Annotated in this window: 13 protein-coding genes and 1 pseudogene; 5 read left to right on the forward strand and 9 right to left on the reverse strand. The window is 74.5% G+C overall.

The annotated features are described in order from the left end of the window. The first annotated feature begins 10 nt into the window (after positions 1-10). Positions 11-1,702 carry a DUF885 domain-containing protein gene (locus ACSMXW_RS02000; RefSeq protein WP_485803526.1) on the forward strand — a complete coding sequence of 564 codons (1,692 nt, stop codon included), beginning with the start codon at positions 11-13 and terminating at the stop codon, positions 1,700-1,702. Positions 1,703-1,804: 102 nt separating this feature from the next. Here ACSMXW_RS02000 and ACSMXW_RS02005 read toward each other — a convergent pair whose 3' ends face one another. The 4 genes from ACSMXW_RS02005 to ACSMXW_RS02020 form a co-directional block, all read right to left on the reverse strand. After that, positions 1,805-2,650 carry an SDR family oxidoreductase gene (locus ACSMXW_RS02005; protein ID WP_485803528.1) on the reverse strand — a complete coding sequence of 282 codons (846 nt, stop codon included), beginning with the start codon at positions 2,648-2,650 and terminating at the stop codon, positions 1,805-1,807. Positions 2,651-2,944: 294 nt separating this feature from the next. Beyond that, the gene (locus ACSMXW_RS02010) at positions 2,945-5,950 is read right to left on the reverse strand and encodes an AAA family ATPase (protein ID WP_485803529.1); all 3,006 of its coding nucleotides are present in this window, start codon (positions 5,948-5,950) and stop codon (positions 2,945-2,947) included. Continuing rightward, a complete protein-coding gene (locus ACSMXW_RS02015) occupies positions 5,947-7,110 on the reverse strand; it encodes an exonuclease SbcCD subunit D (RefSeq protein ID WP_485803531.1) in 1,164 nt (387 codons plus the stop codon). Before ACSMXW_RS02015 ends, ACSMXW_RS02010 begins: the two co-directional genes overlap by 4 nt. A gap of 202 nt (positions 7,111-7,312) precedes the next feature. Continuing rightward, positions 7,313-7,939 (reverse strand): YigZ family protein, encoded by a 627-nt coding sequence (locus ACSMXW_RS02020; RefSeq protein WP_485803532.1) that lies wholly within the window; start codon positions 7,937-7,939, stop codon positions 7,313-7,315. 162 nt (positions 7,940-8,101) lie between these two features. Here ACSMXW_RS02020 and ACSMXW_RS02025 point away from each other — a divergent pair, with 162 nt between their 5' ends. Further along, the gene (locus ACSMXW_RS02025) at positions 8,102-8,509 is read left to right on the forward strand and encodes a CoA-binding protein (protein WP_485803534.1); all 408 of its coding nucleotides are present in this window, start codon (positions 8,102-8,104) and stop codon (positions 8,507-8,509) included. A gap of 283 nt (positions 8,510-8,792) precedes the next feature. Continuing rightward, positions 8,793-9,347: pseudogene (locus ACSMXW_RS02030) on the forward strand (sensor histidine kinase); the annotation flags it as partial. A 23-nt stretch (positions 9,348-9,370) separates the two neighbouring features. Here the strand turns inward: ACSMXW_RS02030 and ACSMXW_RS02035 are convergent. After that, positions 9,371-9,823 carry an Lrp/AsnC family transcriptional regulator gene (locus ACSMXW_RS02035; protein ID WP_485803536.1) on the reverse strand — a complete coding sequence of 151 codons (453 nt, stop codon included), beginning with the start codon at positions 9,821-9,823 and terminating at the stop codon, positions 9,371-9,373. A 123-nt stretch (positions 9,824-9,946) separates the two neighbouring features. Here ACSMXW_RS02035 and ACSMXW_RS02040 point away from each other — a divergent pair, with 123 nt between their 5' ends. Together ACSMXW_RS02040 and ACSMXW_RS02045 are read left to right on the forward strand one after the other, a co-directional pair. Beyond that, on the forward strand, positions 9,947-10,576 hold the full coding sequence (locus tag ACSMXW_RS02040) for a LysE family translocator (protein WP_485803537.1): 630 nt from the start codon (positions 9,947-9,949) through the stop codon (positions 10,574-10,576). Between the two features lie 296 nt (positions 10,577-10,872). Then, positions 10,873-12,204 carry a cytochrome P450 gene (locus tag ACSMXW_RS02045; protein ID WP_485803539.1) on the forward strand — a complete coding sequence of 444 codons (1,332 nt, stop codon included), beginning with the start codon at positions 10,873-10,875 and terminating at the stop codon, positions 12,202-12,204. 311 nt (positions 12,205-12,515) lie between these two features. On the opposite strand, the gene ACSMXW_RS02050 is transcribed toward ACSMXW_RS02045, so the two are convergent. From ACSMXW_RS02050 to ACSMXW_RS02065, 4 genes are read right to left on the reverse strand one after another with little or no spacing between them, the layout of a single operon-like run. Then, positions 12,516-13,004 (reverse strand): peroxiredoxin, encoded by a 489-nt coding sequence (locus ACSMXW_RS02050; protein ID WP_485803540.1) that lies wholly within the window; start codon positions 13,002-13,004, stop codon positions 12,516-12,518. Then, entirely contained in the window at positions 13,004-14,695 is a 1,692-nt protein-coding gene (locus ACSMXW_RS02055) for a phytoene desaturase family protein (protein WP_485808564.1), read from the reverse strand. The genes ACSMXW_RS02050 and ACSMXW_RS02055 overlap by 1 nt, the downstream gene beginning before the upstream one ends. A gap of 17 nt (positions 14,696-14,712) precedes the next feature. Further along, positions 14,713-16,434 (reverse strand): phytoene desaturase family protein, encoded by a 1,722-nt coding sequence (locus ACSMXW_RS02060; protein WP_485803542.1) that lies wholly within the window; start codon positions 16,432-16,434, stop codon positions 14,713-14,715. Then, positions 16,421-25,828 (reverse strand): non-ribosomal peptide synthetase/type I polyketide synthase, encoded by a 9,408-nt coding sequence (locus ACSMXW_RS02065; RefSeq protein ID WP_485803544.1) that lies wholly within the window; start codon positions 25,826-25,828, stop codon positions 16,421-16,423. Before ACSMXW_RS02065 ends, ACSMXW_RS02060 begins: the two co-directional genes overlap by 14 nt. Between the last annotated feature and the right edge of the window lie 157 nt (positions 25,829-25,985).

Raw genomic sequence — 25,985 nt, forward strand, 5'->3', positions numbered from 1 at the left:
GGATGGCTCCATGTCAGAGACGAAGATCACGCTACCCCGTGCAGTCGCCGACGCCTACGTCGACGAGTTCATCACCCTCGATCCCGTCGCCGGCACCTTCCTCGGTGTCAAGGAGAGCCACAGCAAGCTGCCCGACTACTCCCCCGCCGGCCACGGGGCACGTGCCGAGCTGGCGCGGCGCACGCTGGCCCGGCTCGACGAGGCGGAGCGCTCCCCGGGTGCAGAGCAGGACATCGAGCGCCGCTGCGGGCGCCTGCTGCGCGAACGGCTGACCGCCGAACTCGCCGTGTACGAGGCGGACGAGCACCTGCGCGCCGTCAGCAACATCTCCTCGCCGGTGCACTCGGTCCGTGAGGCCTTCACCGTCACCCCGACCGAGACCGAGGCGGACTGGGCCGCGATCGCCGAGCGGCTGCGGGCCGTGCCGGCCGCGTTCGAGGGATACCGCGCCTCGCTCGAGCTGGGCCTGGAGCGGAAGCTGCTCGCCGGGCCCCGGCCGACGGCGACCTTCGTCGAGCAGCTCACCGAGTGGGCCGACCCGGGCAACACCGGCCGGAGCTGGTTCGAGGAGTTCTCGGACGCCGGACCCGGGATCCTCCGCGGTGAGCTTGCCGAGGCGGCCCGGTCCGCCGGCGAGGCGGTGGTGGCGCTGCGGGACTGGATGCGCGGCGTGTACGCGCCGGCCGTCGAGGGCGCCCCCAACCCGGTCGGCCGGGAGCGCTACGCCCGCTGGTCGCGCTACTACAACGGCACGGACCTGGACCTCGACGAGGCGTACGCGTACGGCTGGTCGGAGTTCCACCGCCTGCTCGGCGAGATGCGGACCGAGGCGGAGAAGGTCCTGCCCGGCGCGGCCACGCCCTGGGAGGCGCTGGCGCACGCCGACCGGCACGGCCGGCACATCGAGGGCGTCGACGAGGTCCGCGACTGGCTCCAGGGCCTGATGGACAAGGCCATCGGCGCACTGGACGGCACCCACTTCGAGCTGGCCGAGCGGGTCCGCAGGGTGGAGTCCTGCATCGCTCCCCCGGGCGGCGCCGCGGCCCCGTACTACACGCAGCCGTCGGAGGACTTCTCACGGCCGGGCCGCACCTGGCTGCCGACCATGGGGCAGACCCGCTTCCCGGTCTACGACCTGGTCTCCACCTGGTACCACGAGGGCGTGCCGGGCCACCACCTCCAGCTCGCGCAGTGGATCCACGTCGCGGAGTCCCTCTCCCGTTACCAGGCCAGTCTGGGCATGGTGAGCGCCAACGTCGAGGGGTGGGCGCTCTACGCCGAGCGGCTCATGGACGAGCTGGGCTTCCTCACCGACCCGGAGGAGCGGCTCGGCTACCTGGACGCGCAGATGATGCGCTCCGTCCGGGTCATCGTCGACATCGGCATGCACCTCGGCCTCGCCATCCCGGCGGACTCGCCGTTCCACCCGGGCGAGCGGTGGACACCGGAGCTGGCCCAGGAGTTCTTCGGCAAGCACAGCAGCCGCCCGGCGGACTTCGTGGCGAGCGAGCTCACCCGGTACCTGTCCATTCCCGGCCAGGCCATCGGCTACAAACTGGGTGAGCGCGCCTGGCTGCTCGGCCGTGAGAACGCCAGGAAGCGGCACGGCGACGCCTTCGACGCCAAGGCCTGGCACATGGCGGCGCTCTCCCAGGGCTCGCTGGGGCTGGACGACCTGGTGGACGAGCTGTCGAAGCTGTAGGCGGCCGGCGCTCGGATGCACGGCGCGCCGGATGTCCACGTCCCGGCGCGCCGGGGCACCGCGGTGGGCACCACCGGAGCTGCCCGCGCGGGCACGTCCCGCTCAGCGGGCGATGCCGCCCTCGGAGTCGATGACCTGGCCGGTGATCCACTCCGCCTCGTCGGTGGCGAGCCAGGCGATGAGCCGGGCCGGGTCGTCGGGCATGCCCCAGCGCCCCGCGGGGAACATGGCGGCGATCCGGTCGTATGCCTCTCCGGTGAGGTAGCCCGTGTCGACGGGGCCGGGGTTGACGGTGTTCACGGTGACGGCGTGCGGGGCGAGCGTGGCCGCGAGGGAGCCCGTCACGGAGGCCAGGGCGCCCTTCTGCAGGCTGTAGGCCAGTTCCCCGGGCATGCCGCCGTCGTGGTCCTGCCCGGAGGTCATCATCACCACCCGGCCGCCGGGGGTGCGGGGCGGCAGTGCGGCCCGCAGCCGGGCGTAGGCCTGGACGAGCAGGATCACCGACCGGGCGTCCACGGCCCAGTGCGCGTCGAGCATGGCCGCGTCGATCGTGTCGAGGGACCCGTCGGAGCCGCTGAGGGCGTGGTTGGCGACGAGGATGTCGAGCCGCCCGCCCAGCTCTGCGGCGGCACGGCCGACCAGTTCCGCGGGGGCCGCCGGATCGGCCAGGTCGCCGGGGCCGTCGGCGACGAGGGCCTCCTCGTCGGCCAGCGCCTCCCGGACGCCGGCCACCACGTCCTCGACGCGGTCGGCGCCCCACGGCATCGCGGCGTCGTGCGGCACATGGTGGTGCACATACACACTGGCACCGTAGGCGGCCAGCCGGCGGGCCACGGCGTAGCCGATGCCGTCGCGGCGGCTGGCTCCGGTCACCAGGGCCGTGCGCCCGCGCAACGGCAGCGGGTCCCGGCGGAGTTCGGCAGCGGTGGGCGGAGGGGGAAGGGGCATGGCCCGACATCCTGCTGGGGTGCGGGCGGGTCCGCACCCGGTTTTCCGCGCGGGGCCCAGCCTTCTTCCCGGCGTGACACGCCACACTGCCGGGCCCCGGCCATCTTCCCCCCCGGCGCGCCGTGGCCGTACCGCCGCCTCCATACCGCCGCCTCTCCCTCGCGCCGGCCCGGCGCACCACGACCCCGCTTACCGGTCCCTGCCGCCCCGCGGCGCGCCGGCCCCCGTACGGCCGGCACCGGCCTCCCCCGGTCGCCGGGTCAGCGGGTCAGCGGGTCAGCGGGGCACGGATGCTCAGTCCCCGCCCTCCCGCTGCCGTACGGACGAGCCGCCGCGGCCCTTGACCACCTCCAGCTGGGTGCGGATCCGGCGCCGCAGGTCGGGGACGTGGCTGACGATGCCGACGCTGCGGTCCCGCTCGCGGAGGGCGTCCAGGACGTCCAGCACCTCGTCGAGGGTCTGGTCGTCCAGGCTGCCGAAGCCCTCGTCGATGAAGAGGGTGTCGAGCCGGACGCCGCCCGCCTCGTCGGTGACGACGTCGGCGAGGCCGAGCGCCAGGGCGAGCGAGGCGAAGAAGGTCTCACCGCCGGAGAGGGTGGCGGTGTCCCTCTCGCGGCCGGTCCACGCGTCGACTACGTGCAGGCCGAGGCCGGAGCGGCCGCGTCCGGCCCGGTCGTCGGAGTGCACCAGGGTGTAGCGGCCCTGGGACATGCGCTGGAGCCGGGCCGAGGCGGCCGCGGCAACCTGCTCCAGACGCGCGGCCAGCACATAGGACTCCAGTCGCATTCTGCGCTCGTTCTCGGCGGAGGTGCCGGCGGTGAGGGCGGCGATGCGGGCGACCCGGTCGTGGCCCGCGCGCAGCGGCGCGAGCCGCCGCGCCCCGCGGGCGGCGCGCGCGGAGAGGCGGTCGAGTTCGGCGCAGCGGCGGGCGGCGGCGTCGTGCGCCGAAGCGGCCTGACGGAACCTCGTCTCCGCGCCGGCGGCGGCGCGCTCGGCTGCGCCGGGGTCGGCCGGTGGGCGTTCCGCGGCACGCGCGGTGTCCTGCTCGGCGAGCACCGCGCGCACGGCCGCCTCGTCCTGCCGCCGGGCGTCGAGCCGGCGCTGCAGCTCGCGCTGGAGGGCCGGGTTCAGGAACGCGTCGGCGGCGGCCTCGGGGGTGTCGAACCCGGCGCGGAAGGCGGCGTCGGCGAGGCGGGCGTCGGCGTCCTTCACCCGCTGGGCGGTGTCCTCGGCGGTGCGTACGGCGTCCGCGGCGTCCGTGAGCAGGGCGGCTCGGCGCTCCAGGCGGCGGGCGCGGGCGGCCACGCTGTCCGCGTCCCCCCGCGCGCGGGTCAGCTCCGCTTCCAGGGTGACCCGTTCGCGGTCCAGCACGTCGCGCAGGGACGCGCGGGAGGCGGCGCGGCGGGCGGCCTCCTGCTGGGCGGCGAGTCTGCGGCCGTGCTCCTGCTCGGCGTGGGCCAAGGCCTCGCGGGCGGCGTGCACCCCGCAGGCCGCGCGGTGCGCCTCCGCGTGCTGTCGCCGCAGGTCCTCGGTCTCCTCCGCGAGGTCCTCCGTGGGGGTCGCCGACGCCTCGGCGGTGGCGGCCGCGAGGGCTTCCCGGGCCTCGCTCAGCGTCCGCTCCGCCTCGGCACGGGCCTCTTCGGCGCGCTGGTGGGCGGCGAGGGCGGCCTCCTCGGCGCGGGCGTCGACATGACCGGCGGCCTTGCGGGCGGGGCTGGGGTGCCGGGTGGCGCCGCAGACGTCGCAGGGGCGGCCGTCCACAAGGCCGGCGGCCAGCTCGGCGGCGATGCTGCGCAGGCGCTGCTCCTTGAGGTCGAGCCAGTACTCGCGGGCGGTGGTGGCGCGTTCGCGGGCGGCGAGGACCTGCTCCTGGGCGGCCTCAGCCGCCCCGGCCAGGCGGTCGCGGCGGCGGGCGGCGGCGAGCCGTGCCTCGGCCGCCTCCAGCCGGCCCGCGAGCTGTTCGGAGCGGGCGGCGGCGTCCTGTGCGGTGTCGACGGCGGCCTGGAGTGCCGTCCTCGTCGGCTCCCAGTCGGCGAGCCAGGCGCCGGCCTCCTCCAGCAGTTCGTCGTCGGCGCGCTCCTGGCGGTCCAGTGCCGCCCGCTCCTCGGTGATCTCCGCGAGGCGGGCCTCGGCGCGCCGGGCGGTCTCCAGGCCGCCGAGCTCCTCCGCGGCCCTGCGTGCCGCGGCGGCGAGGCCGGGGGCACCGGCGCCGGCCAGCTCGGCCGGCAGGGCGGCACGCGCACGTGCCTCCGCGGCGCGGGCCGCGCGGTGCTCGGCCGCCGCCGCGTCCCGGAGCTGGCGGGCGGGGGCCACGGTGTCGGCCTTGCGGGCGCCCTCCATGGCCTGCTGGTCGCGGAGGTGCGCATCGGCGGCCTCGGCAAGGCGTTCGGCGCGCTCGCGGGCCTCGGCGAACCTCCGCTGGAGACGGTGGAGTTCGCGGACACCGTCCAACCGCTCGGCCGCGGAGGCGGCCGCGGTCTCGGCTGCGGAGAGGGCGGCCGCTCGGACGGTCAGCACCTCGCGGGCGCTGCTGCGGGCGACGGCGGCCCAGGTCAGCAGGGTCTCGGCGAGGCCGGGGTCGCCGGGTGCGGCGTCGGGCAGCGGGAGTTCGAGGGCGTCACCGGCGGCCTGCTGGATGCGGTGGGCGTCGGCCAGCAGCTCGGCGTCCGCCTCGCGGACGGCGGCCTCGCCGGCCCGGCGGCGCTCTGCCAGGTGCTGCTCCACCGCGGCGAACCTGCGGGTGTCGAAGAGCCGGCCGAGGAGCCGGCCACGGGCCTCGGCGTCGGCCCGCAGAAAGCGCGCGAAGTCCCCTTGGGGCAGCAGCACGACCTGGCAGAACTGCTCCTTGCTCATGCCGAGCAGGGCGCCGATCTCCTCGCCGATCTCCTGGTGGGAGCGGCTGAGGTCGCGCCAGGTGCCCTCGCTCGCGCGGTACTCCCTGAGGGCGCTCTGCGCCTTGTCGGTGGTGGTGCCGCTGCCGCGCCGCTTGGGGCGCTCCCAGGGAGGCTGCCGGGTCACTTCGAGGCGCCGTCCGGCGACGCTGAACTCGAGGCACACCTCGGTGCGCGTGCCGGGGTCGGCGTGGTCGCTGCGCAGCCCGCCGCCCTGGCCGCCGGTGTGCCGGGCGCCGGGCACCGAGCCGTAGAGGGCGTAGCAGACGGCGTCGAGGACGGAGGTCTTGCCGGCGCCGGTGGGGCCGTGCAGCAGGAACAGGCCGGCGGCGGACAGGGCGTCGAAGTCCACCTCCTGGCGCCCGCCGAAGGGCCCGAACGCGGTGAGCCGCAGCCGGTGCAGCCTCACCGGACCACCTCCCGCAGCGTGTCCTCGGCACGGACGCCGTCGAACGCCTCGCGCAGCACGGTGCGTTCGTCCTCGTCGGGGCCCGCGCCGCGCACGTGGGCGATGAAGTCCTCCGCGATCTGCTGGTCGTCGCGGCCGGCGAGGCGCCGGGCGTAGGACACGTCCCGATCGCCGGGGGGCCGCTCCGGGGCGAAGAGCAGGCTGAGGACGCCGGGGAAGCGCTCGGCCAGCCGCGCCATGGGCTCGGCGGGCCGGACGGGGTCGGTCAGGGTGGCCTCCACCCAGGCGTCCTCGTGCCCGGCGAGCGCCGGGTCGGCCAGCAGGTCGTCCAGGCGGCCGCGGATGCGGGCGAGCCGGCGCGGCACCGGGCATGCGACGCGCTCGGCGGTCACCTCACCGTCGGCCGCGAGGTCGACGAGCCACATGCTCTTGCGGTGGGCGGCCTCCGAGAAGGAGTAGGCGAGGGGGGAGCCCGCGTACCGCACCCGGGGGGTGATGGTCTGGCTGCCGTGCAGGTGGCCGAGTGCGACGTAGTCGACGCCGGTGAAGACACCGGCGGGCACCGCGGCGACGCCGCCGACCGTGATGTCACGCTCGCTGTCGCTGGCCTCTCCGCCGGTGACGAAGGCGTGCGCCAGCACCACGGAGCGGGTGCCGGGGGGCCGGCCTGCGAGGTCGGTGCGTATGCGGTCCATGGCGGCGGCCAGTACCGCCTCGTGGCTCGGTCCTGTCACCTGGAACTCGTCCTTCACCAGGGAGGGTTCGAGGTACGGCAGGCCGTAGACGGCCACCTCCCCGTGCTCGTCGGACAGCAGGACGGGGGTGGCGCAGCGGGCGGGGTCGGTGCGCAGGTGGACGCCGGCGCGGCCGAGCAGCCCGGAGCCGACGCCGAGCCTGCGGGCCGAGTCGTGGTTTCCGGAGATCATGACCGTGGGCACGCCGAGGGCGGCCAGCCGGTGCAGCGCGTCGTCGAACAACTCGACGGCGGCGAGCGGCGGTACGGCCCGGTCGTAGACGTCGCCCGCCACGAGCACGGCGTCCACGGCCCGTTCGCGGACCGTGTCGACCAGGTGCGTGACGAACTCGGCCTGGGCGTCCAGCAGGCTGACCCGGTGGAACGAGCGTCCCAGGTGCCAGTCCGACGTATGCAGCAACCTCACGGTCCCCGACCCTATCGGCCACCACTGACAGCGCCCCGCCGCCTCTGACCGCGCCCCGCCCCCCGCGCCTCCGCGGCGCACGGTCAGGGGTGCACCACCCGCCTGTTGCAGGACCCCGCCGTGCCGGCCGGGGAGCCGCGGCCGGGCGGACGCGTCCCGATCGCCGGGCGGTTCCCCCGGCCCCGCGCCCGGCGCGGACCGGTCAGACCTCTCCGTAGGCCTCCGGGCCGAGGCGGAGCCGGGCGGCGCCCGCCGTGGCCGAGGCGAGCCAGTCCCGGAAGGCGGGGACGTCGGCGTCCGGGAGCGCGACGGTGAGGTCGACCGCCTCGCTGTAGCGGACGTCGCGGATGTCGCGCCCGGTGGCGCGCAGATCGTTCTGGAGGCGGCCGGCGCGCTGGTGGTCGACAGTGACGGTGACCAGCCGGAAGCGCCTGCGGGTGACGGTGCCGAGCGCGTCCAGCGCCTCGCCGACCGCGCCGCCGTAGGCGCGGATCAGGCCCCCGGCACCGAGCTTCACCCCGCCGAAGTACCGGGTGACCACGGCGACGACGTACCGCATGTCGCGGCGGAGCAGCATCTGGAGCATGGGGACGCCCGCGGTGCCGCCCGGCTCACCGTCGTCGCCGGCCTTCTGCACGGAGGCGTCGGCGCCGATGACGTAGGCGAAGCAGTTGTGGTTGGCGTCGGCGTTGGCACCGCGGACGCGGGCGATCAGCTCCTGGGCCTGCCGCTCGGTGCCGGCGGGCGCGAGGGTGCACAGGAAGCGCGAGCGGTTGACCTCGGTCTCGTGACTGCCCTCGCGGGCCAGGGTGCGGTACTCGTCCGGCATCCGCCCAGCGTATGCGCCGGCCGGGCCGGGGGAACCACGGGGCGCGGTCCTTCGTCGCGGCCGGGGCGCCGCGCCCGCCGGCTCGCGAGGACCGCTCAGGAATGGCGGGCAGCCGTCGGCCGTTGGCATGGTGCGGTGACATCCGACCCGTGGAGGCACAGCGTGCACAGCGACACCAGGACGATCCGCAAGATCCTCGACGAGCTCGGAGACACCTGGGCGATCGTCGGCCTCTCCTCGAACGAGCGACGGGCGGCCTACGGAGTCGCCCAGGTCCTGCAGCGCCACGGGAAGCGGATCGTCCCCGTGCACCCGAAGGCCGAGCGCGTGCACGGGGAACAGGGCTATCCGTCCCTCGACGCCATTCCCTTCGACGTCGACGTCGTGGACGTCTTCGTGAACAGCGACCTCGCCGGTGCCGTGGCGGACGCCGCCGTCGCCAAGGGCGCGAAGGCAGTCTGGTTCCAGCTCGGGGTCGTCGACGAGGAGGCGTACGCGCGCACCCGCGCCGCGGGCCTGGAGATGGTCATGGACCGCTGCCCGGCGATCGAGCTCAAGTCCCTCCGTTAGCGGACCACCGCGGGATCTTCGGATCCCCGGACGGGGCAACCGGCCGGGCCCGTTGCGCTCTGGCTCCCGGCCACCGGCCGGGAGAGGCTGGGCGCGCTGTTCCCTGTTCCCCGCGCTCCCGCACGGGGCCGCGGCGCAGTCCGGTGCGGTGCGCCGCACGGCGCTCGCCTCTGCCGTCGGGACCTCTTCCGGCCCCGGGCGCTGGCCTGGACTCGCCCGCATGTCCGCACATGTCCTGGTGGCGGAGGACGATCCGAAGCAGGCCGAGCTGATACGCCGCTACCTGGAGCGCGCCGATGCCGGAGAGCTGCGGCTGCGCACCGAACCGGTCGACCCGGCCGACGTCCTCGCGCAGGTCGCCACCGCTCACCAGGCCACCGCCGACGCCACCGGTGTGACCCTCGCCGTGCGGCCCGGCGCCACCGCGCCCCTCACCGCGGATCCGGTACGGCTGCGGCAGGTGGTCGGGAACCTGGTGTCCAACGCCGTCCGGCACACCCCGCCCGGCGGCACCGTCACGCTCACCTGCCGCGACGACGGCGACCACGCCCTGATCGAGGTCGCCGACACCGGGACCGGCATCGCCGCCGACGACCTCCCGCACGTCTTCGAGCGCTTCTGGCGGGCGGAGAAGTCCCGCAACCGCCACACGGGGGGCAGCGGCCTCGGCCTGTCCATCGCCCGCAAGCTCGCCGAGGCCCACGGCGGCGACATCACCGCCACGAGCCGGCCCGGCCACGGCTCCGTCTTCACCATCCGCCTTCCCGCGGCCGGGCACCTGGCCGGGATCGAAGGGCCGGCTTCGCCGGTGGACTCGCCCGTCCCCGGCAGCGGGTGAGGCGACCACGTCGCGGCACCTGATCACAGAGGCAGGGGACGGGCTTCGACGACGCCCTTCATGACGAGGGTGGAGCTGAGGCGCTGGACCCCGGGAAGAGTCGCCAGGCGCTCGTCGTAGAGCTCCCGATAGGCGGTCAGGTCGCGGGTGACCACGCGCAGGAGGTAATCCGGGTCACCGAACAGGCGCTGCGCCTGGAGGACGTTGGGGACGGCTGCGACGGCCGACTCGAAGGCGGAGATGGTCTCGCGGTCCTCATATCGCATGGTCACGAAGACGAGCGCCTCGAAGGTCAGGCCGAGCGCGGCCGCGTCGAGCTGGGCGCGGTAGCCGGTGATGGCGCCGGAGCGCTCCAGAGCACGCAGGCGGCGGTGGCAGGGGGAGACGCTCAGGCGCACCCGCTCTGCCAACTCGGTGAGGGTGAGCCGCCCATCGCGCTGCAGCTCGGCAAGGATCCTCCGGTCCACTTCATCCATGGGGAAGATCCTTCCACTCAACCCGGCTCAGCGTGGAAACATTGGAAACATCTTCTGGTGGAAATCGCCTAATCTCGCCTCTCACAGACGCACGAGACCCGCGGACTACGAGAGGAGACCGCCATGGCGGTCGGTGGCGTCACCGCGTTCTGGGCGGTGTCGTTCCTGCTGGTGCTGGTGCCCGGCGCGGACTGGTCATACGCGATCGCGGCCGGGCTGCGGGACCGGACGATCCTGCCGGCCGTGGGCGGTCTGCTGGTCGGCTACCTCGCGCTGACCGCGGTCGTCGCGGCCGGAGTGGGCGCGCTCGCGGCCCGTTCCCCCTGGGTGCTGACCGCGCTCACGGCGGTCGGCGCGCTCTACCTCGTCTGGCTGGGGACAGCCACGCTGACCCGCCCCTCCACGCCCCGGGCCGGAGCCGACGAGAGCGCCGGTTCGTGGCTGCGGCGAGCCGCCAGGGGCGCCGGAGTCAGCGGCCTCAACCCGAAGGGGCTGCTGCTGTTCCTGGCTCTCCTGCCGCAGTTCATCGCCCCCGACACGACCTGGCCGTTCGCGGCGCAGATCGCGCTGCTGGGCCTGGTGCACACGGCCAACTGCGCCGTGGTCTACACGGGCGTCGGCACCATGGCACGGCTGTTGCTACGGGCCAGGCCGGCGATGGCCCGAACGGTGACTCGCTGCTCCGGCGCGGCGATGGCCGTCATCGGCGCCCTGCTGCTGGCCGAGCGGCTCCTCGCCCAGTCCCCCTCGTGACCGGGACGCTGCGATCACCCACGAAGCAGCAGGCCTTCGCACCCGGCGGCGAGCCGCCGGGTGAGCGAGGGGCGGACTCGATGGCTGCGGCGGGGCGATCCCGGGCTCGTCGGCGTGGACCGCTGCCAGAGGGTGCCCCGCCAGGGTGTACGCGGCGATCACGACGTGCGGCGCGCCGCGGTGCCCGAGCGTTCCCCGAGGCCGGAATGACACACATACGAGGGGTTTTCCCTCGCTCCGTCTGGTGTCCGTGCGATGAGAGGCCGAGTGTGGTGCCGAGCGGAGTGAGGAGAGCCGTGGCAGCCACCAGTACCCCGTCGGACCCGTACCCGCCCCCGCCGCACCCCGGCTCAGCCCCACCGCACGACGAACCGGCCTCACCGGACGACGAGCCGGCCCCACCGGACCCCGACCCGGCCCCGGCGTTCCCGATGGAGCGCGTCTGCCCGTACCAGATGCCGCCCGGTTACGCGCGCCTGCGCGACGAGGGTCCCCTGTCCCGGGTGAGGCTGTACGACGGACGGCAGGTGTGGCTGGTGTCCGGGTACACCGAGGGGCGCGCCCTGCTGCTCGACCCGCGGCTGTCCTCCGATGCGCTGCACCCCGCCTTCCCCTACTTCACGGAGCGTCAGGAAGTGCAGCAGCGCGCGCAGCGCGTGGTGCTTCCGCTGGTCGGCGCCGACAATCCGGAGCACGCCAGGCAGCGCCGACGGGTGGCCGCCGCCTTCGGGGTCCGGCGGGTCGCGGAGCTGCGCCCCGGCATCGAGCGGGCCGCGCGGGAGCTGATCGACGCGATGCTCGCCGCCGGCGGCGGAGCGGACGGCGGCGAGGCCGAGTTGGTGACCGCCTACGCGATGCCGCTGACCTTCGCCACCACCTTCGCGGCCCTCGGCATCCCGCAGCGGGACCACTCCTGGTTCGCGGACCGCTCCCGGCGCATGCTCTCCCCGCCCCGCGACGACGGCGACGGCACGCCCGAGGAGGCCTTCGCCGAGATCCGGCGGTACCTGACCGGCCTGGTCGCCGCGCGCGAACGGGAGCCCGGCGAAGGGCTCATCGACGACCTGATCGCGCACCGCGCCACCGACCCGGGGCTCAGCCATGACGAGGTCGCGATGACCTGCGTGGTACTGCTGGGCGGCTCCGAGAGCACGGCCACCACCCTCGCCTCCGCCGTGCTCGTCCTGCTGGAGCACCCGGAGCAGCTATGGAGGCTGCGTGCGGATCCTTCGCTGGTGGCCACCGCGGTCGACGAGTTGACCCGGCTCGTGTCGGTCGCCGACGGACTGCCCCGGGTGGCGGTGGAGGACATTCCGGTGGCCGGGCGGACCATCAGGGCCGGCGAGGGCGTGATCGTCTCGACGATGCTGATGAACCGGGATCCCGCGGTCTGGGCGGAGCCAGACACCCTGGACATCCGCCGCGCGGCCGGGCGCCACGCCGCGTTCGGGCACGGGATCCACAGCTGCATCGGCCGGATCCTCGCCCGTGCCGAGCTGGAGATCGCGCTCACCACCCTCCTCCGGCGCATTCCCGCGCTGCGGCTGGCGGTGCCCGCCGGGCAGGTGCCGGGCCATGCCCCGTATGTGCAGCAGGGCGGCGTGGCGGAGCTGCCGGTCGCCTGGTAGCGGAATCCCTCCGCGGGGGCAGGCCTCGCGAGGGATCCCGCGGGGGCAGGCCTCACCGAGCCGGGAGCGGCCTCACCCCACCGAGTGGGTCGTCGCCTCCACCGAGTACGCCCTGTCCCCACCGAGTGCGCTCGCCCCCACCGAGCACGCCTCACCCCACCGAGTGCGCCCTCGCCACGCCGGGCGCATCCCGCCACACCGAGTGCGCCGCACCGCGCCGAGCGCCGCCCGCCCCACCGGGCGCGCCCGCACCGCATTGGACCTGGCCGCTCACCGCCCGGCGCGTGCCCCGCCGTACGCCCGGCGGCCCCTCACCGACCGTCGCGCAGCAGCGCGAGTTGTTCCACGAGGGTGTCGCTGCTGCGGAACGTCAGTCCCACCAGGGCGATGTGACGCCAGCGGACGATGCCGTCGCCGTCCAGGACGAACACCGAGCGGCGCAGGCCCACACCCGGCGCCGTGATGCCGTAGGACGCCGCCACTGCCTCGCCGCCGTCCGCCAGCAGCGGGAAGGCGAGCGAGCGTTTGCGCGCGAACCGCTCGTGGCTGTCGAGGTCCTGCGGGCTGATGGCCCACACGTCCGCTCCGAGGTCCCGGAACCGATCCAGGTCGGAGGTGTACGCACACAACTGCTTGGTGCACACCATGGTGTCGTCGCCGGGGTAGAAGACCAGCACGAGCGGGCTCCCCTTGGCGTCGGCGAGCCGGTACTCGCCGCGCTCGGCGCCGTCCGGCCCGAGCAGCAGGCCCGGCAGGGTGAAGTCCGGTGCGGCGGAGCCCACCTCGGGTGCTTTGGTCATTACTGGTCCCTTCGCGGTCCGGTCGCCGGCGGCTGTGTCTTCGACGCACCCTCCCACTGACCGACGGGCAGCACCACATGGGTGGGCGGGGCGGCGGTCTCGTCGATGCTCGCACGGAACGTCCTGCCGTCATCCCGGCAGACGAACTGCATGACGTGCCGCCCGGCCGCGGCCGCCCTGATGAGGCCGCCGGTGGTGGCCCAGACGCCGGAGAGGTAGAAGTTCCGCAGGCCGGGCAGCGTGGGGCCGTACCGCTTGATCTGCTTCTCGATGGTCTCGCCGCCCGCCACGAACGGCTGCCAGCCGAGCACGGTGCCGTCGTGGTTGCCGGTGTAGCGCACCTGTGTCAGCGGCGTGGACACGTCCCGCACCGCCGTGGCCGACGCGAGGCCCGGGTACCGCTCGTCCAGCAGGCCGACGACCGTGTCCCGCACCCTGCGCTTCGCCCGCTGGTAGGCGCGGCCCCGGCCGACCGGCAGGGTGTGCAGTTCCTGCCCGCGCCGCACCCGGCTGGTCTGCTCCTCGCCGGTGCTCAGTTCCCGCCACGGGGCGGCATCACTGAAGTAGCTGGCGTAGACCACCGCGGAGCCGGGCGGCGACAGCTCGGGGTAGTAGGCGCTGCGGAACTGCACGTTGATGCTGGGGTGCCGGATACCGACCAGGTCGGCCGCGCGGGCGTCGTCCAGCAGGTACGTCGTGCAGGGCGCCGCGGCGGGGAAGGGGCGGCGCAGTCCGAGGAAGACCGTGACATAGCCGGGGAAGATCATTCCGGGTTCGTCGATGGTCCTGGTGTACAGCTCGCGGTAGGTGTCGTCGAGGTAGCGGCCACCCAGCAGGTCGAGCAGCGTGGTCCGCCCGTCGCAGGCGGAGACCACGATGTCCGCGCGGATCTCGCGCCCGTCGCTGAGCCGCACCCCGACCGCCCGGTCCCGCTCGACCAGGATCTCAACCACCTTGGCGTTGTACCGGATCTCGCCGCCCAGCCGCCGATAGCGCTGCTCGATGGAGCGGGCCAGCCCCAGGGAGCCGCCCTCGGGCACCCCGGCGGAGAGGTTGGCGTGGGAGGCGAGCTGGAAGAGGAACGGCAGCACCGGGAAGGCCGGGTGCTTCTCGAAGAGGATGTAATTGAACGCCTCACGCAGCAGCGGGTGGCGGAACTGCGCCGAGTAGTCCGTCATCAGGGTGCTGATCGCATGGCGGATGGCGGGGAAGTACGGCACGAAGCGGGCGAGCATCCGCCACCGTTCGAGGGGTGGCATGAGGCCGACGGGGGTGAGGAACGGGTAGTGCCGCAGGCACCGTCTGAAGGCCCGCAGCCCGGCGCAGAACCGCCGGATCGGCCGGGCGTCCGCCGGGGAGATGGCGAGCAGGTGGGCCTCCAGACGGTCGGGGTCGGAGTAGAAGCGCACCTCGCGGCCCTGCTGGTCGCGGACGGTGTTGAAGACGTCGAAGTGCCGTACCTGCTTGCCCTGGAGGGCGCCCAGCTCCAGCCAGATGCGGTGCATCTCGTTGCCGGGGCCGCAGCCGAGCAGCCAGCTCACGCAGCAGTCGAAGGTGAAGGCCCCGCGGTCCCAGGAGGTGCAGCAGCCGCCCGGCAGCTCGTGCATCTCCAGGATCGTGGACCGGTACCCGTTCATCTGGGCGTAGCAGCCCGTGGAGAGCCCGCCCAGGCCGCCGCCGACGATGACCATGGTCCGCCGGTCCGCGCTCATGCCCGTCCTCCCCTCGTCGTCCGGCCGCGCGCCGGTGTCTCCCCCGGCCGGTGTGCCTTCCACCGGTCGAGCTGGGGCAGGCTGCCGAGCTTTCCGCTGTGCCAGGGCTCGTCGTCGGTGCTCTCCCAGGCGCGGAACGGCACCCCGAGCTCCTCGCACAGGTACTGCACGGCGAACCGGCCGGTGGACGCGGCCCTGATCAGGCCGCCGAGGCCGACCCACTGCCCCGCCATGGAGAAGCCGCGCAGGCCGGGCAGCCGCATCCGGTCCCGGGCCACCAGGCGGGCGGCCACGTCGTCGGCCTCCGAGAACGCCTTCCAGGCGAGGATGCTGCCCTGGCTGTTGCCGGTGTACCGCTCGGTGGTGGCTGGCGAGGCGACGTCCAGCACCTCGACGCGCCCGCAGATGCCGGGGTAGCGGCGTTCCAGGAGGTCCAGCACCGCGTCGGCTGCCTGCTGCTTGCGTGCCCGGTAGGCGCGGCGGCTGCGGGTGCGCAGATCCTTCCAGGAGTGGTGGTCGCTGAAGTAGGTGCAGTGCAGCAGGGACCTGCCGGCCGGGGCGAGACCCTCCGTGTAGCGGGAGCGGAGCTGCACCACGAGGCTGTGTTGCAGGGCGCCGGGCAGCCGGGTGGCCTCCTCGGGGTCGAGCAGGTAGGTGGTGCTGTGCGGGTCCCCCTCGCCGACCGTGCCGTGCACGCCGACGAAGACGGAGACCACGGCGGGGAAGAGCGCGCCGGGCCGGGGCTGGATGTCCCGGTAGAGCCGCTCGATGCGGGGGCCCGTGTACCGGCCGCCGAGCAGCCCGTAGACCGTGGTGTGCCCGTCGCAGGCCGACACGACGTGGTCCGCGTAGTGCCGGGCTCCTCCCCTGAGTTCCACGCCGACCGCGCGGCCGTCCTCGACGATGATCCGCTCGACCCGGGAGCGGTAGCCGATCACTCCGCCGAGACCGGTGTAGCGGCTCTCGATGGACCGGGCGAGGCCGAGGGAGCCGCCCTGGGGGAAGCCCGCGTTGCGGTTGTGCGCCGCCGCCATGTTGAACAGGTAGGGCAGCACGGGGAAGTCCTCCGGGTCCTGGAAGAAGATGTTGCGGAACGCGCGGCGCAGCAGCGGGTCGCGGAAGCGGTCCGCGTAGGCGTGCATGGGGGTTGCCGCGGTCCGCCAGAGCAGCCGGAACCTGGGCAGCACCGTCCGCAGCAGCTCGGCGCGCTCCCGCAGCGAACGCAGCGGCGGCGGTGTCAGGAACGGGTACAGGTCGAGCCGCGTGAACCGGCTCAGGTCGCGGCAGAACGCCCGGATCCGGCGCCCGTCGCCGGGCGAGAGGGCGAGCAGGTGCTTCTGCAGGCGCTCGGGGTCGTTGTAGAACGTCACCGACCGGCCGTCCACGTCCACCACCCGGTTGAACAGCTCGAAGTTGGCGACGCTCTTGCCGTCCAGGGCGCCCAGCTCGCGCCAGATCCGGTGCGCGTCGTTGCCCTCCGCGGTGCCGATCAGCCACTCGATGCAGTAGTCGAAGAGGTACCCGTCGCGGGACCAGGCGGTGCAGCAGCCGCCCGGCAGGACGTGCTTCTCGAAGATCCGTGTCTCCAGGCCGCTCATCTGCGCGTAGCAGCCGGTGGCCAGGCCCGCGACGCCGGCGCCGATGACGATGACCCTGGGGGGCGCGCCGAGCGGCCGGTCACGTGCGCTCCAGTCGGGTCCCACCTCACGCGCTGGCACGGGTGACGTCCTCGGAGAGTACGGCGCGGAGCAGGTTGGCGTTGCGCTGGGCGTGGTCGCCGTCGAGCATCTCCTCGTGCGGGCCGTGGCCCCGGAGCAGCACGGTGCGGCTGGTGGAGCTGCCGTGCCAGCTGCCCCGCCGGCCGGCCTCGTAGAGGGGCAGCTTGTCCTCGTCGGAGATCACCGTGAGGGGTGCCGCGACGGTGCCGAGGTTGGGTGTGCGGCTGCAGAAGTCGAGGTACTCGCGGGCCTGGTGCAGGGTCTCCTCCGCCACGGTCTCGGAGCCGGTGTGGCGCCGCAGGTGCTCGCGGAGTTCGTGCTCGAACGCGGCGATGCGCTCGGCGTCCAGCGGGTAGGCCTCGCGGGCCCGGTAGGAGTCCACGATGATCACGCCGGCCACGGTGTGGCCACGGCGTTCCAGTTCCTTGGCCACCTCGAAGGCGAGGTTGCCGCCGAGGGAGTAGCCGAAGAGCGTGCCCGGGGTGTCCCCGGTCACGGCCGCCACCTGATCGGCGTAGCGGGCCACCTTGTCGTCGCCGGGCAGGTGGTTGAAGGCGATCAGCCGGTGTTCCGGCAGGTGGGCGGCGAGCTGCCGGTGGACGAGGCCGTGGCCGCCGGCGGGCGGGAAGCAGAAGACCGTGCGGTCCGCGCCCGCGGCCGCGTTGAAGGTCAGGTACGGCTGGGCGCCCGCGATCCGCCCCGTGACGACGTGCTCCACGGTGCGGGCCATGCCGCGCAGCGTGGTGACCCGGAACAGCAGGCTGACCGGGACGTCGATGCCGAACTCGCCGCGCAGCCGGTGGATCAGCTCGATCAGCTTGATGGAGCTGCCGCCCGCCGCGAAGAAGTCGTCGGCGAGGCCGGCCCGCCGCAGGCCGAGCAGTTCACTCCAGTGGGCGGCCATCCGCTGCTCGTACAGCGTCACCGGGGGCTCGTGGGGGTCGCCGCCCGGGTCGTAGACGGGGGCCGGCAGCGCGGCGGCGTCGACCTTGCCGTTGGAGGTCAGCGGCAGCCGGGGAAGCTCGGTGAAGTACGCCGGGAGCATGAAGGACGGCAGCGACTCGGCGAGGTGCCTGCGCAGTTCCCGCGGGTCGGCGGCGGCGCCCGGGGCCGGCACGCAGTAGGCGCAGAGCGCGCCGTCGTCGCCGTCCCCGCGGACCGTCACGCAGGCCTGGGTGACGGCGGGGTGCTGGACCAGCAGGGCCTCGATCTCACCGGTCTCGATGCGGTGGCCGGCCACCTTGACCTGGCTGTCGGTACGGCCCAGCAGGTGCAGGACGCCGTCCGCGTCCCAGCACGCCAGGTCCCCGGTGCGGTAGAGGCGGTCGGGGCCGGTCCCCGCGCCGTCCAGGGTGCGGACGACGAAGCGCTCCGCGCTCTGCTCCGGGTCGCCCACGTAGCCGTCCGCCACACCCGTGCCGCCGATCCACAGCTCGCCCCGCACCCCCGGCGGCACCGGCTCGCCGCAGCCGTCCAGGACGTACACGGCACTGCCGGGGAAGGGCCGGCCGATGGGCACCGTCCTGCCCGGTTCGAGGTGGTCGACGGGGCCCTCGAACCAGGTGCTGTCGATGGTGGCCTCGGTCAGGCCGTAGGAGTTGACGAGCCGGGTCTCCGGTCCGCACAGCGCCCGCAGCCGCCGGTGCTCGGCCACCTTCCAGGTGTCGGAGCCGACGATCAGCAGCCGGAGGAAGTCCAGCCGGGTGCCGTGCTCCTCGCAGTGGCTCATCAGCGCCCGGGCGACGGCCGGCACGAACTCCCCGCAGTCGACACGCTCGCGCACCATCGTGCGGTACAGGCGTGCGGTGTCGAAGAGCAGTTCGCGGTCGACGAGCACCAGCGTGCCGCCGGAGCACAGGGCGCGCACCAGGTCGCCGGTGAAGACGTCGAAGGCGACGCCGGCCATCTGGAGGTGCACCCGGACGTCGTGGTCCAGGCGGTACTCTGCGCGCCAGGCCGCCTCGGCGGCGGCGAGGCTCCGGTGGCTGATCCGGACGGCCTTGGGGCGCCCGGTGGAGCCGGAGGTGTGCATGACGTAGGCGGTGTCGTGCCGGCCGACCGTGGCGTCCGGCTCGCCTGCCGGGTCGTCGGCGGCCCCGGCGGCCTCGGCGGCCGGGTCCACGAGCAGGTCGTGCACGGTGACGACGGTGGCCGCGCAGCCGGGCGGGACGGTCCCGCCGGGCCGGGTGACGAGCAGGTTCGCGCCGGCGTGGCCGGTCATGTAGGCGAGCCGGTCGGCGGGGTGCTCGGGATCCAGCGGCAGGTAGGCGGCGCCGGTCCGCCAGACCGCCAGCAGGGTGGTGATCAGCTCGGGCGACTTGTCCAGGCAGACGGCGACGGTCGTGCCCGGTCCCGCACCCAGACGGCGCAGGGTCCGGGCGGCCCGCCGGGAGCCGCGGTCGAGTTCGCCGTAGGTGAGCGACCGGGCCTCTCCGGACGCCGAGGGCGCCGTGACGGCGACGGCGGCCGGGGACGCGGCCGCGGCGCTCAGGATCCGCTCGTGCACCGGCGGTCCTGCCGGTGCCCGCCGTGCCGCACCGCTCCACTCGCCGAGGACCAGACGGCGCTCCGCGGCGTCGAGCAGCGGCAGCGCGCCGACGGGCGCGTCGGCGGGCGCCCGGGTCAGCGCGTCCAGCAGGCGCACGTAGTGCTTGGCCATCCGCCGGACGGTACGCGGCACGAAGAGGTCCGAGTTGTACTTGAACACGCAGTGGAAGCAGCCGTCCGCGCGGTCCTCGTAGGCGGACAGCGTGAGGTCGAACTGCCCCTCCTCCTCGGGCAGCTCGATGTAGTCGAGCCGGTACCCGTACTGCTCGGTGGAGACCTTGTGGGCGAGCAGGATGAACATCGCCTGGAAGACCGCGGAGCGGCTGGGGTCGTGCCGCAGGCCCAGCTTCTCGACCAGCAGCACGAACGGGTACTCCTGGTTGTCGAGCCCGCCGAGCACGGCGCCTCGCACCCGTGCGAGGAGGTCGCCGGCGGAGGGCGGGCCGGCCAGGCTGACGTGCAGCGGCAGGGGGTTGACGAAGTAGCCGTAGGTGCCGGCGAACTCCTCCTGGGTGCGGCCGGTGACGGGACTGCCGACCACGATGTCGTCCTGGCCCGAGTACCGGTGCAGCAGCAGGTAGTAGGCGCTCAGCAGCACCACGAAGACGGTGACGTTGTGCTCGCGGGCCAGGGCGTGCACGCGGGCCGTGAGGTCGGCGTCCAGCCGGAAGAACTCCGAGGCGCCGTTGTGGGTCGTGACCGGCGGGCGCGGCTTGTCGGTGGGCAGGGCGAGGACGGGCAGCTCGGCGGGCAGGTGCTCCTGCCAGTAGGTGAGCATCCGCTGGGCGTCCGGGCCCGCCAGGAACCGGTTCTGCCAGTTGAGGAAGTCGAGGTAGCGGGCGCGCACGGGCGGCAGCTCCACCGGGTTGCCGTGCCGCATCCCCTCGTAGAGCGCGAACAGCTCCTCGATGAAGACGAACGTGGAGACGGCGTCGGAGACGATGTGGTGGACGCCCTTCATGATCACCCATCGGTCCGGGCCGCGCCGGAACACGTGCAGGCGGATCAGCGGGTCGTTCGCGAGGTCGTAGGGCCTGCGGTACTCGCGCACGATCATCTCGTGCACCTCCGCCCACGGCCGCCCCTCGACGTCGAACAGGCGGGTCTCCCCGCGGGCCCCGGGCCGGATCAGCTGCACGGGGCCGCCGTCCTCCAGGACGAAGGACGCCCGCAGGGACGGGTGCCGCTCGACCAGGGCGCGGAAGGCGGCGAACAGAAGGTCGGGATCGAGCTCGGTGCGCACCTCGACCGCGCCGCCGATGTTGTAGGCGAACGCGTCCGGGTTGAGCTGCTTGAGGAACCAGAGGGCCTTCTGGTTGTGCGTCAGGGGGTGGCGCAGCTCGTCGGTGTGCTCCACGGCGGCCGGGAGCTCCGCGTCCGCGCCGGCGCCGTCTTCTCCCGCGCCGGGCTTCAGGTGCTCGCCCAGGCCGTCGGAGAGGCGGGTGACCAGGGCGTCGACGGAGGCGTTGCCGAGCAGCGCCACCACCGGCAGGGCGACGCCCAGCTCGGTGCGGAGCCGGGCGCGCAGCTCCATCGCCAGCAGGGAGTCCAGGCCCAGCGCGCCCAGTTCGTCGCCCGGGCCGATGCGGGCGGGCGGGATTCCCATGGCGTCGGCGACCAGCGCGGTGAAGCGCTCCGTCAGCAGGTGCCTGCGGGTCTCCTCGTCGGCCGCGGCGAGGCGCGCGAGGAAGCCGTCCGTCTCCTCGGCCGGCCTCTCGCCCCGGCCCGCGGCCAGCTCGGCCACCAGCGGCGGTGGTGCGGGGTACCAGGCGAGGAAGACCGGCCAGTCGGTGACGGTGGCGACGAGCAGTTGTGCGGGGTGCTGCCCGATGACCCGTTCCAGCACGGCCATGCCGGCGCCCGGCGTCAGCGAGTACATGCCCCGGGCGCTGCGGTAGTGCTCGACGAGGCCCAGTTCCTCGATCATGCCGGTGGCCCAGGGCCCCCAGTCGAGGCTGAGCGCGGGCAGGCCCCGGGCCCTGCGGTGGTGGGCCAGCGCGTCCAGGAACGCGTTGCCCGCGGCGTAGTTGGTCTGGCCCGCGGTGGTGAGCAGGGAGGCGATGGAGGAGAACAGCACGAAGTGGTCGAGTGGTTCGTCGCGCAGCAGCCGGTGCAGCAGCAGGCCGCCTGCCGCCTTCGGGCCGTAGGCGGTGTCGAAGGCCGCCCGGTCCATCTCCGGCACGGTCGCGTCCCTGACCTGTCCCGCGAGGTGGAACACGCCCCGCAGCGGCGGCAGTCCGTGCCGCCGGTGGTCGGCCAGCCATGCGGAGAACGCCGCCTCGTCGGTGATGTCCAGCGCCGCGGGGACCGCTTGGGCTCCCATCGCCTCCAGTTCCCTGACGAAGGTGATCCGCCGGCCGGCGGGGGTCGCCGGGTCGATCGCGGCCCACTGCTCGCGCGGGGGCAGTCCGCCACGGCCGGCCAGCACCAGCCGGCGGGCGCCGCGCGCGACCAGGGTGCGGCACAGCAGCCGGCCGAGGGCCCCGAACGCACCGGTCACCAGGTAGCTGCCGTCGGGGCGCAGCCGCAACGGCAGCGGGCGGCTGAGCCCGGTCGGCCGCCGGAGCCGGCAGGTGTGGCGCCGCCCGCCGCGCAGGGCGATCTCCTCCTCGTCGGGGTCGCGGGACGGGTCCGTGCCGGACACCTCGCGCAGCAGCGCCTCGGCCTCGGCGTCGGGTGTTCCCTCCGCGCCGCCGGGCGCCTGAAGGTCGATCAGCTTGCCGCGGTGCGCGGTGAGCTCCTGCTGCCACAGCACCCGGCCGACGCCCCACGCGGGCGCCCCCAGCGGCTCGACGCGGTCCTGCTCCGCCGCCGCCTGGGTGCCGCGGGTGACGATGTGCAGCCGGGCGTCGGGGCAGGCGGACGGCAGCACCTGGGCGAGGCAGACCAGGGAGTAGGCGCCGAGTCCCGCGTGCTCGCCGAGGTCGCCGTGGGCGGTGGCGTCGAGCGTGGGCAGGTCCAGGTTCCACAGGTGGACGACGGTGTCGACGGGCACGTCGAGCTCCGCGAAGAGCCGGCGCAGGTCGTCGGGCCGGCCCGGCCGTACGGTGCTGCCGCCCGCCCCGTGCCGGTAGGCGCTGCCGTGCCGTACGACATGGCACACGGCGCCGCGGTCACGGGCCAGCCGGGCGAGGGCGTCGCCGACGCCGCCGTCGTCGGCGAGGACGAGCAGTCCGGCGGGCGGGGCGGCCCCGTCGGGTACCGGGGGCAGTTCCGTCCAGACGGGTTCGGCCAGCCAGCCGTCGATGGTGTCCCGGCCGACGGAGCCGGCGGCGTGCTCGACGTCGACGGCGGTGCAGCCGGTGATCCGGCCGAGCGGTTCGCCGTCGTCGGTGTACAGGGCAATGTCGCCGGTCAGCGCGCCGTCGCCGGTCAGCCCGTCGTCGTTCCGCACGACCGTGGCGTGCGCCCACAGCGGACGGTCGCCGGCGGGGCGCAGCCGCACCTCCCGGATCGACACCGGCAGGCGGATGCCGCCGGCCGCACCGGCCGCGTCGCCGTCGGGGAGCCGCGCCATCAGCAGGGTCTGGAGGCAGGCGTCCAGGAGCACGGGGTGGACATGGCTCTCCGCGGCGTCCTCGGGTGGCGTCTCGGGGCGGATCCTGGCCAGTGCCTCGCCGTCGCCGATCCACACCTCCTCGATGGCCTGGAACGCCGGGCCGTACTGGTAGCCCGGCTCCGCGAGCGCCGCGTAGCAGTCCGGGCGCTTCAGGTGCCGGCGGCTGCGGGCGCGGACGGCCGCCGGGTCGAGCGGCGCTCCCGGGCTGCGCCGCTGCTCGGTGTGGACGGCCCCGGTGGCGTGCACGGCGCCCGCCTCACCGGGCGTGGCGATGGTGAACCGGGCACTGGTGGGGTCGAGGGTGAGCTGGACGGTGCCTGCGGTGTCCTCGGACAGGAACAGCGCCTTGTGCAGTTCGATCCCGGTGAGCGTGGCCTCGCCGCCGCCGGTGAGCGCCCGCACGGCCTGCGCGGCCATCTCCAGGTATCCGGCCGCGGGGAAGACCACATTGCCCTGGATGCGGTGGTCGGCCAGGTAGGGCAGGCGTTCCGAATCGAGGCGGGACTCCCAGGTGGGGTGGGTGTGCGTGGTGCGGCGGCCGAGCAGCGGGTGGTCGAGCGCCCCGAGCCTGACCTGCCGTACGGGTGCGGGCTCCACCCAGTGGCGGTCCCGCCTGAACGGGTAGGGCGGCAGGGCGACGGGCCGTCCCGCGGGCTGCAGCACGTCCCAGTCGACGTCGACGCCGGCGCCGTGCAGCGCGGCCAGCGAGCGCGTGAACCGCTCCGGTTCGTCCTCCGCACGGCGGATGGACGGCAGCACCAGACTCTCCGGGTCGCCGTCCCGCGGCCCGGTGCCGTGCGCGGCCTCCTGGAGGCATTCGCGGATGGCGTGGCCGAGGACCGGGTGCGGTCCGATCTCCAGGAAGATCCGGTGCCCGTCGCGGGCGAGCCGTTCGACGGCGGAGCGGAACCTCACCTGGTCGCGGACGTTGCGCCACCAGTAGGCGGCGTCGAGTTCGGTGCCGTGCGCGGTGCCCTCCTGCGCGGTGAGGTGGAGCGGCAGCCGGGCGGGGCGGGGCCGCAGTCCGGCCAGCGCGGCGAGCAGCTCGTCCTTGATCCCGTCCATCCGGACGCTGTGGTACGGCACCTGCACGGTCAGGAACTTGGCGAAGACCTGGTCCTCGCGGAGCTGTTCCGCGAGGTCGCGCAGCACTTCCCGGTCGCCGGAGAGCGTCGTCGACGAGGGGCTGTTGGCGGCGGCCACGGACACCCGGTCCCGGTGCGGCCGGATCAGGCGGGCGGCGTCCGGCTCCGGCAGGCCGACGGCGAGCATGGTGCCGGTGCCCGCCAGGGTCTGCTGGAGGCGGCTGCGGTGCAGCACGACCCGCACGGCGTCGGCGAGGCTGTAGACCCCCGCCTCGTAGAAGGCGGCGGCCTCGCCGGTGCTGTGGCCGACGACGGCGTCGGGGTGCACGCCGCGGCTGCGCCAGAGGGCGGCGAGGCCGACCTGCACGGCGAAGTTGGCGGGCTGGGCGAGCCAGGTCTCCGCCATCCTCGACTCGGCCTCGTCGGCGGCGAGTTCGTCCGCGAGCGACCAGCCGGCCTGGCGGCGGATCTCGCGGTCGCAGCGCAGCACCGCCTCGCGGTACACCGGCTCGGTCTCGAACAGGCCGCGTCCCATGCCCCACCACTGCGGGCCCATGCCGGTGAACACCCAGGCCATCAGCCGGTGCCGGGGCTCACGCCGGCGTCCCGTCAGCACCCGCGGGTGCGGCTCGCCACGCTCGCAGGCGGCGAGCGCCTCGTCGAGCGACTGCGGCGAGGAGTACACCACCGACACCCGGTGCTCGTGGTGCTGGCGCCGGTGGGCCAGGGTGTGTCCGAGGTCGGCGAGCGCGGCGGGCGGTCCGTCCGCGCCGGCCAGCTCCCGGCGGATACCGGCGGCGAGGTCGGGGAGCGCTCCGGGGTCCCGGGCGCTCAGCGGCAGCACGGTGTACGCGGGCGGCCTCGCGGAGTCTTCCGCCGGCCGCCGCGGCGGTGCCTCCTCCAGCAGGACGTGGGCGTTGGTGCCGCCGAAGCCGAAGGAGTTGACGCCGGCCCTGGCGGGGCCGTCGTGCTCCGGCCAGTCCACGGCCCGGGTCGGGATCTCGAACGGCAGGTCCGGGTCGATGGCGGGGCTGAGCCGCTCCAGGTTGATGTGTGGGGGGATGCGGCGGTGCTCGAGGGCGAGCGCGGTCTTGATCAGCCCGGCGATGCCGGCGGCCGACTCGGCGTGGCCGATGTTCGTCTTGACCGATCCGACGTAGCAGGGAGCGCCCGGCTTGCGCCCGACGGCCAGCGCCTGTCCGAGCGTGGCCGCCTCGGTGCGGTCGCCGACCGGGGTCGAGGTGCCGTGGGCCTCGACGTACTGCAGGTCACCGGGCGTGATGCCGGCCTCGGCGCAGACCCGTTCGACGAGGGTGACCTGGGCGTCGGGGTTGGGCACCGTGATGCCGTTGGTGCGGCCGTCCTGGTTGACGGCGGTGCCGGTCACCACCGCGTGGATCGGGTCGTTGTCGCGCAGCGCGTCCGCCAGCCGCTTGAGCACGACGACGCCGACGCCCTCGGCGCGCACGTAGCCGTCGGCGGCGGTGTCGAACGCGCGCGACCGGCCGTCCGCCGACAGGAAGCCGCCCTTGGTCTCGGCGATGGTGTACTGCGGCGCCATGTGCAGCAGCGTCCCGCCGGCGAGGGCCAGCTCCGTCTCGCCGCGCAGCAGGCTCTGGCACGCCAGGTGCACGGCGACCAGTGACCCGCTGCACGCGGTGTCGAGGGAGATGCTGGGGCCGCGGAAGTCGAAGCAGTGGGAGATGCGGTTGGCCAGGATCGCCATCATGGTGCCGGTCGCGGTGTGCGCGGCCAGCGACTCGAAGCCGAGGTCGGAGAACTGAAGGATCTTGTAGTCCAGTGTGAACGCGCCGATGTAGACGCCCACCTGGGCGCCGGCCAGTTCCTCCGGCCGCTGCCCGCCGTCCTCCAGCGCCTCCCACGCCACCTCGAGGAGCTTGCGCTGCTGGGGGTCCATATGGCCGGCCTCGCGTGGGCTGATCCCGAAGAAGGCCGGATCGAACTCGTCGAATCCGTCGATGTATCCGCCTCTGCCGCCGACCATCCGCCCGGGCCTGTCCCTGTCCCGGCTGCCGAGGGTGGCGAAGTCGTACCGGTCGGCGGGCGTGGGGGTGAGACAGTCCCTGCCGTCGATCAGGTTCCGCCAGAACGTCCGGTGGTCGCGGGCATGGCCCGGGAAACGGCAGCCGATGCCGATGATCGCGATCCGGTCGGGGGAGGCAGCGGAGAGCGAATCCGTCATGTTCCCAATCCATGGGTGAGGGCGCCGTGGCGCGGGTGGAGGAGCGAGAGGGGCCGGCGACAGGCCGACGGCCCCGCGGTGCCGTGCCGACGGCGCGTCCCGCGGTGCCGCGGGCATGCCGGATCTCCCGGCAGCCGGATTCCGGGCGCGCGTCAGC

This window comes from Streptomyces sp. DSM 116793, assembly GCF_057320905.1.

Bases quoted from the DNA above. Each gene is read 5' to 3' on its own strand.
- ACSMXW_RS02000 (WP_485803526.1), top strand. From the start codon at position 11: ATGTCAGAGACGAAGATCACGCTACCCCGTGCAGTCGCCGACGCCTAC.
- ACSMXW_RS02005 (WP_485803528.1), bottom strand. From the start codon at position 2,650: ATGCCCCTTCCCCCTCCGCCCACCGCTGCCGAACTCCGCCGGGACCCG.
- ACSMXW_RS02020 (WP_485803532.1), bottom strand. From the start codon at position 7,939: ATGCCGGACGAGTACCGCACCCTGGCCCGCGAGGGCAGTCACGAGACC.
- ACSMXW_RS02035 (WP_485803536.1), bottom strand. From the start codon at position 9,823: ATGGATGAAGTGGACCGGAGGATCCTTGCCGAGCTGCAGCGCGATGGG.
- ACSMXW_RS02040 (WP_485803537.1), top strand. From the start codon at position 9,947: ATGGCGGTCGGTGGCGTCACCGCGTTCTGGGCGGTGTCGTTCCTGCTG.
- ACSMXW_RS02050 (WP_485803540.1), bottom strand. From the start codon at position 13,004: ATGACCAAAGCACCCGAGGTGGGCTCCGCCGCACCGGACTTCACCCTG.
- ACSMXW_RS02055 (WP_485808564.1), bottom strand. From the start codon at position 14,695: ATGGTCATCGTCGGCGGCGGCCTGGGCGGGCTCTCCACGGGCTGCTAC.
- ACSMXW_RS02065 (WP_485803544.1), bottom strand. From the start codon at position 25,828: ATGACGGATTCGCTCTCCGCTGCCTCCCCCGACCGGATCGCGATCATC.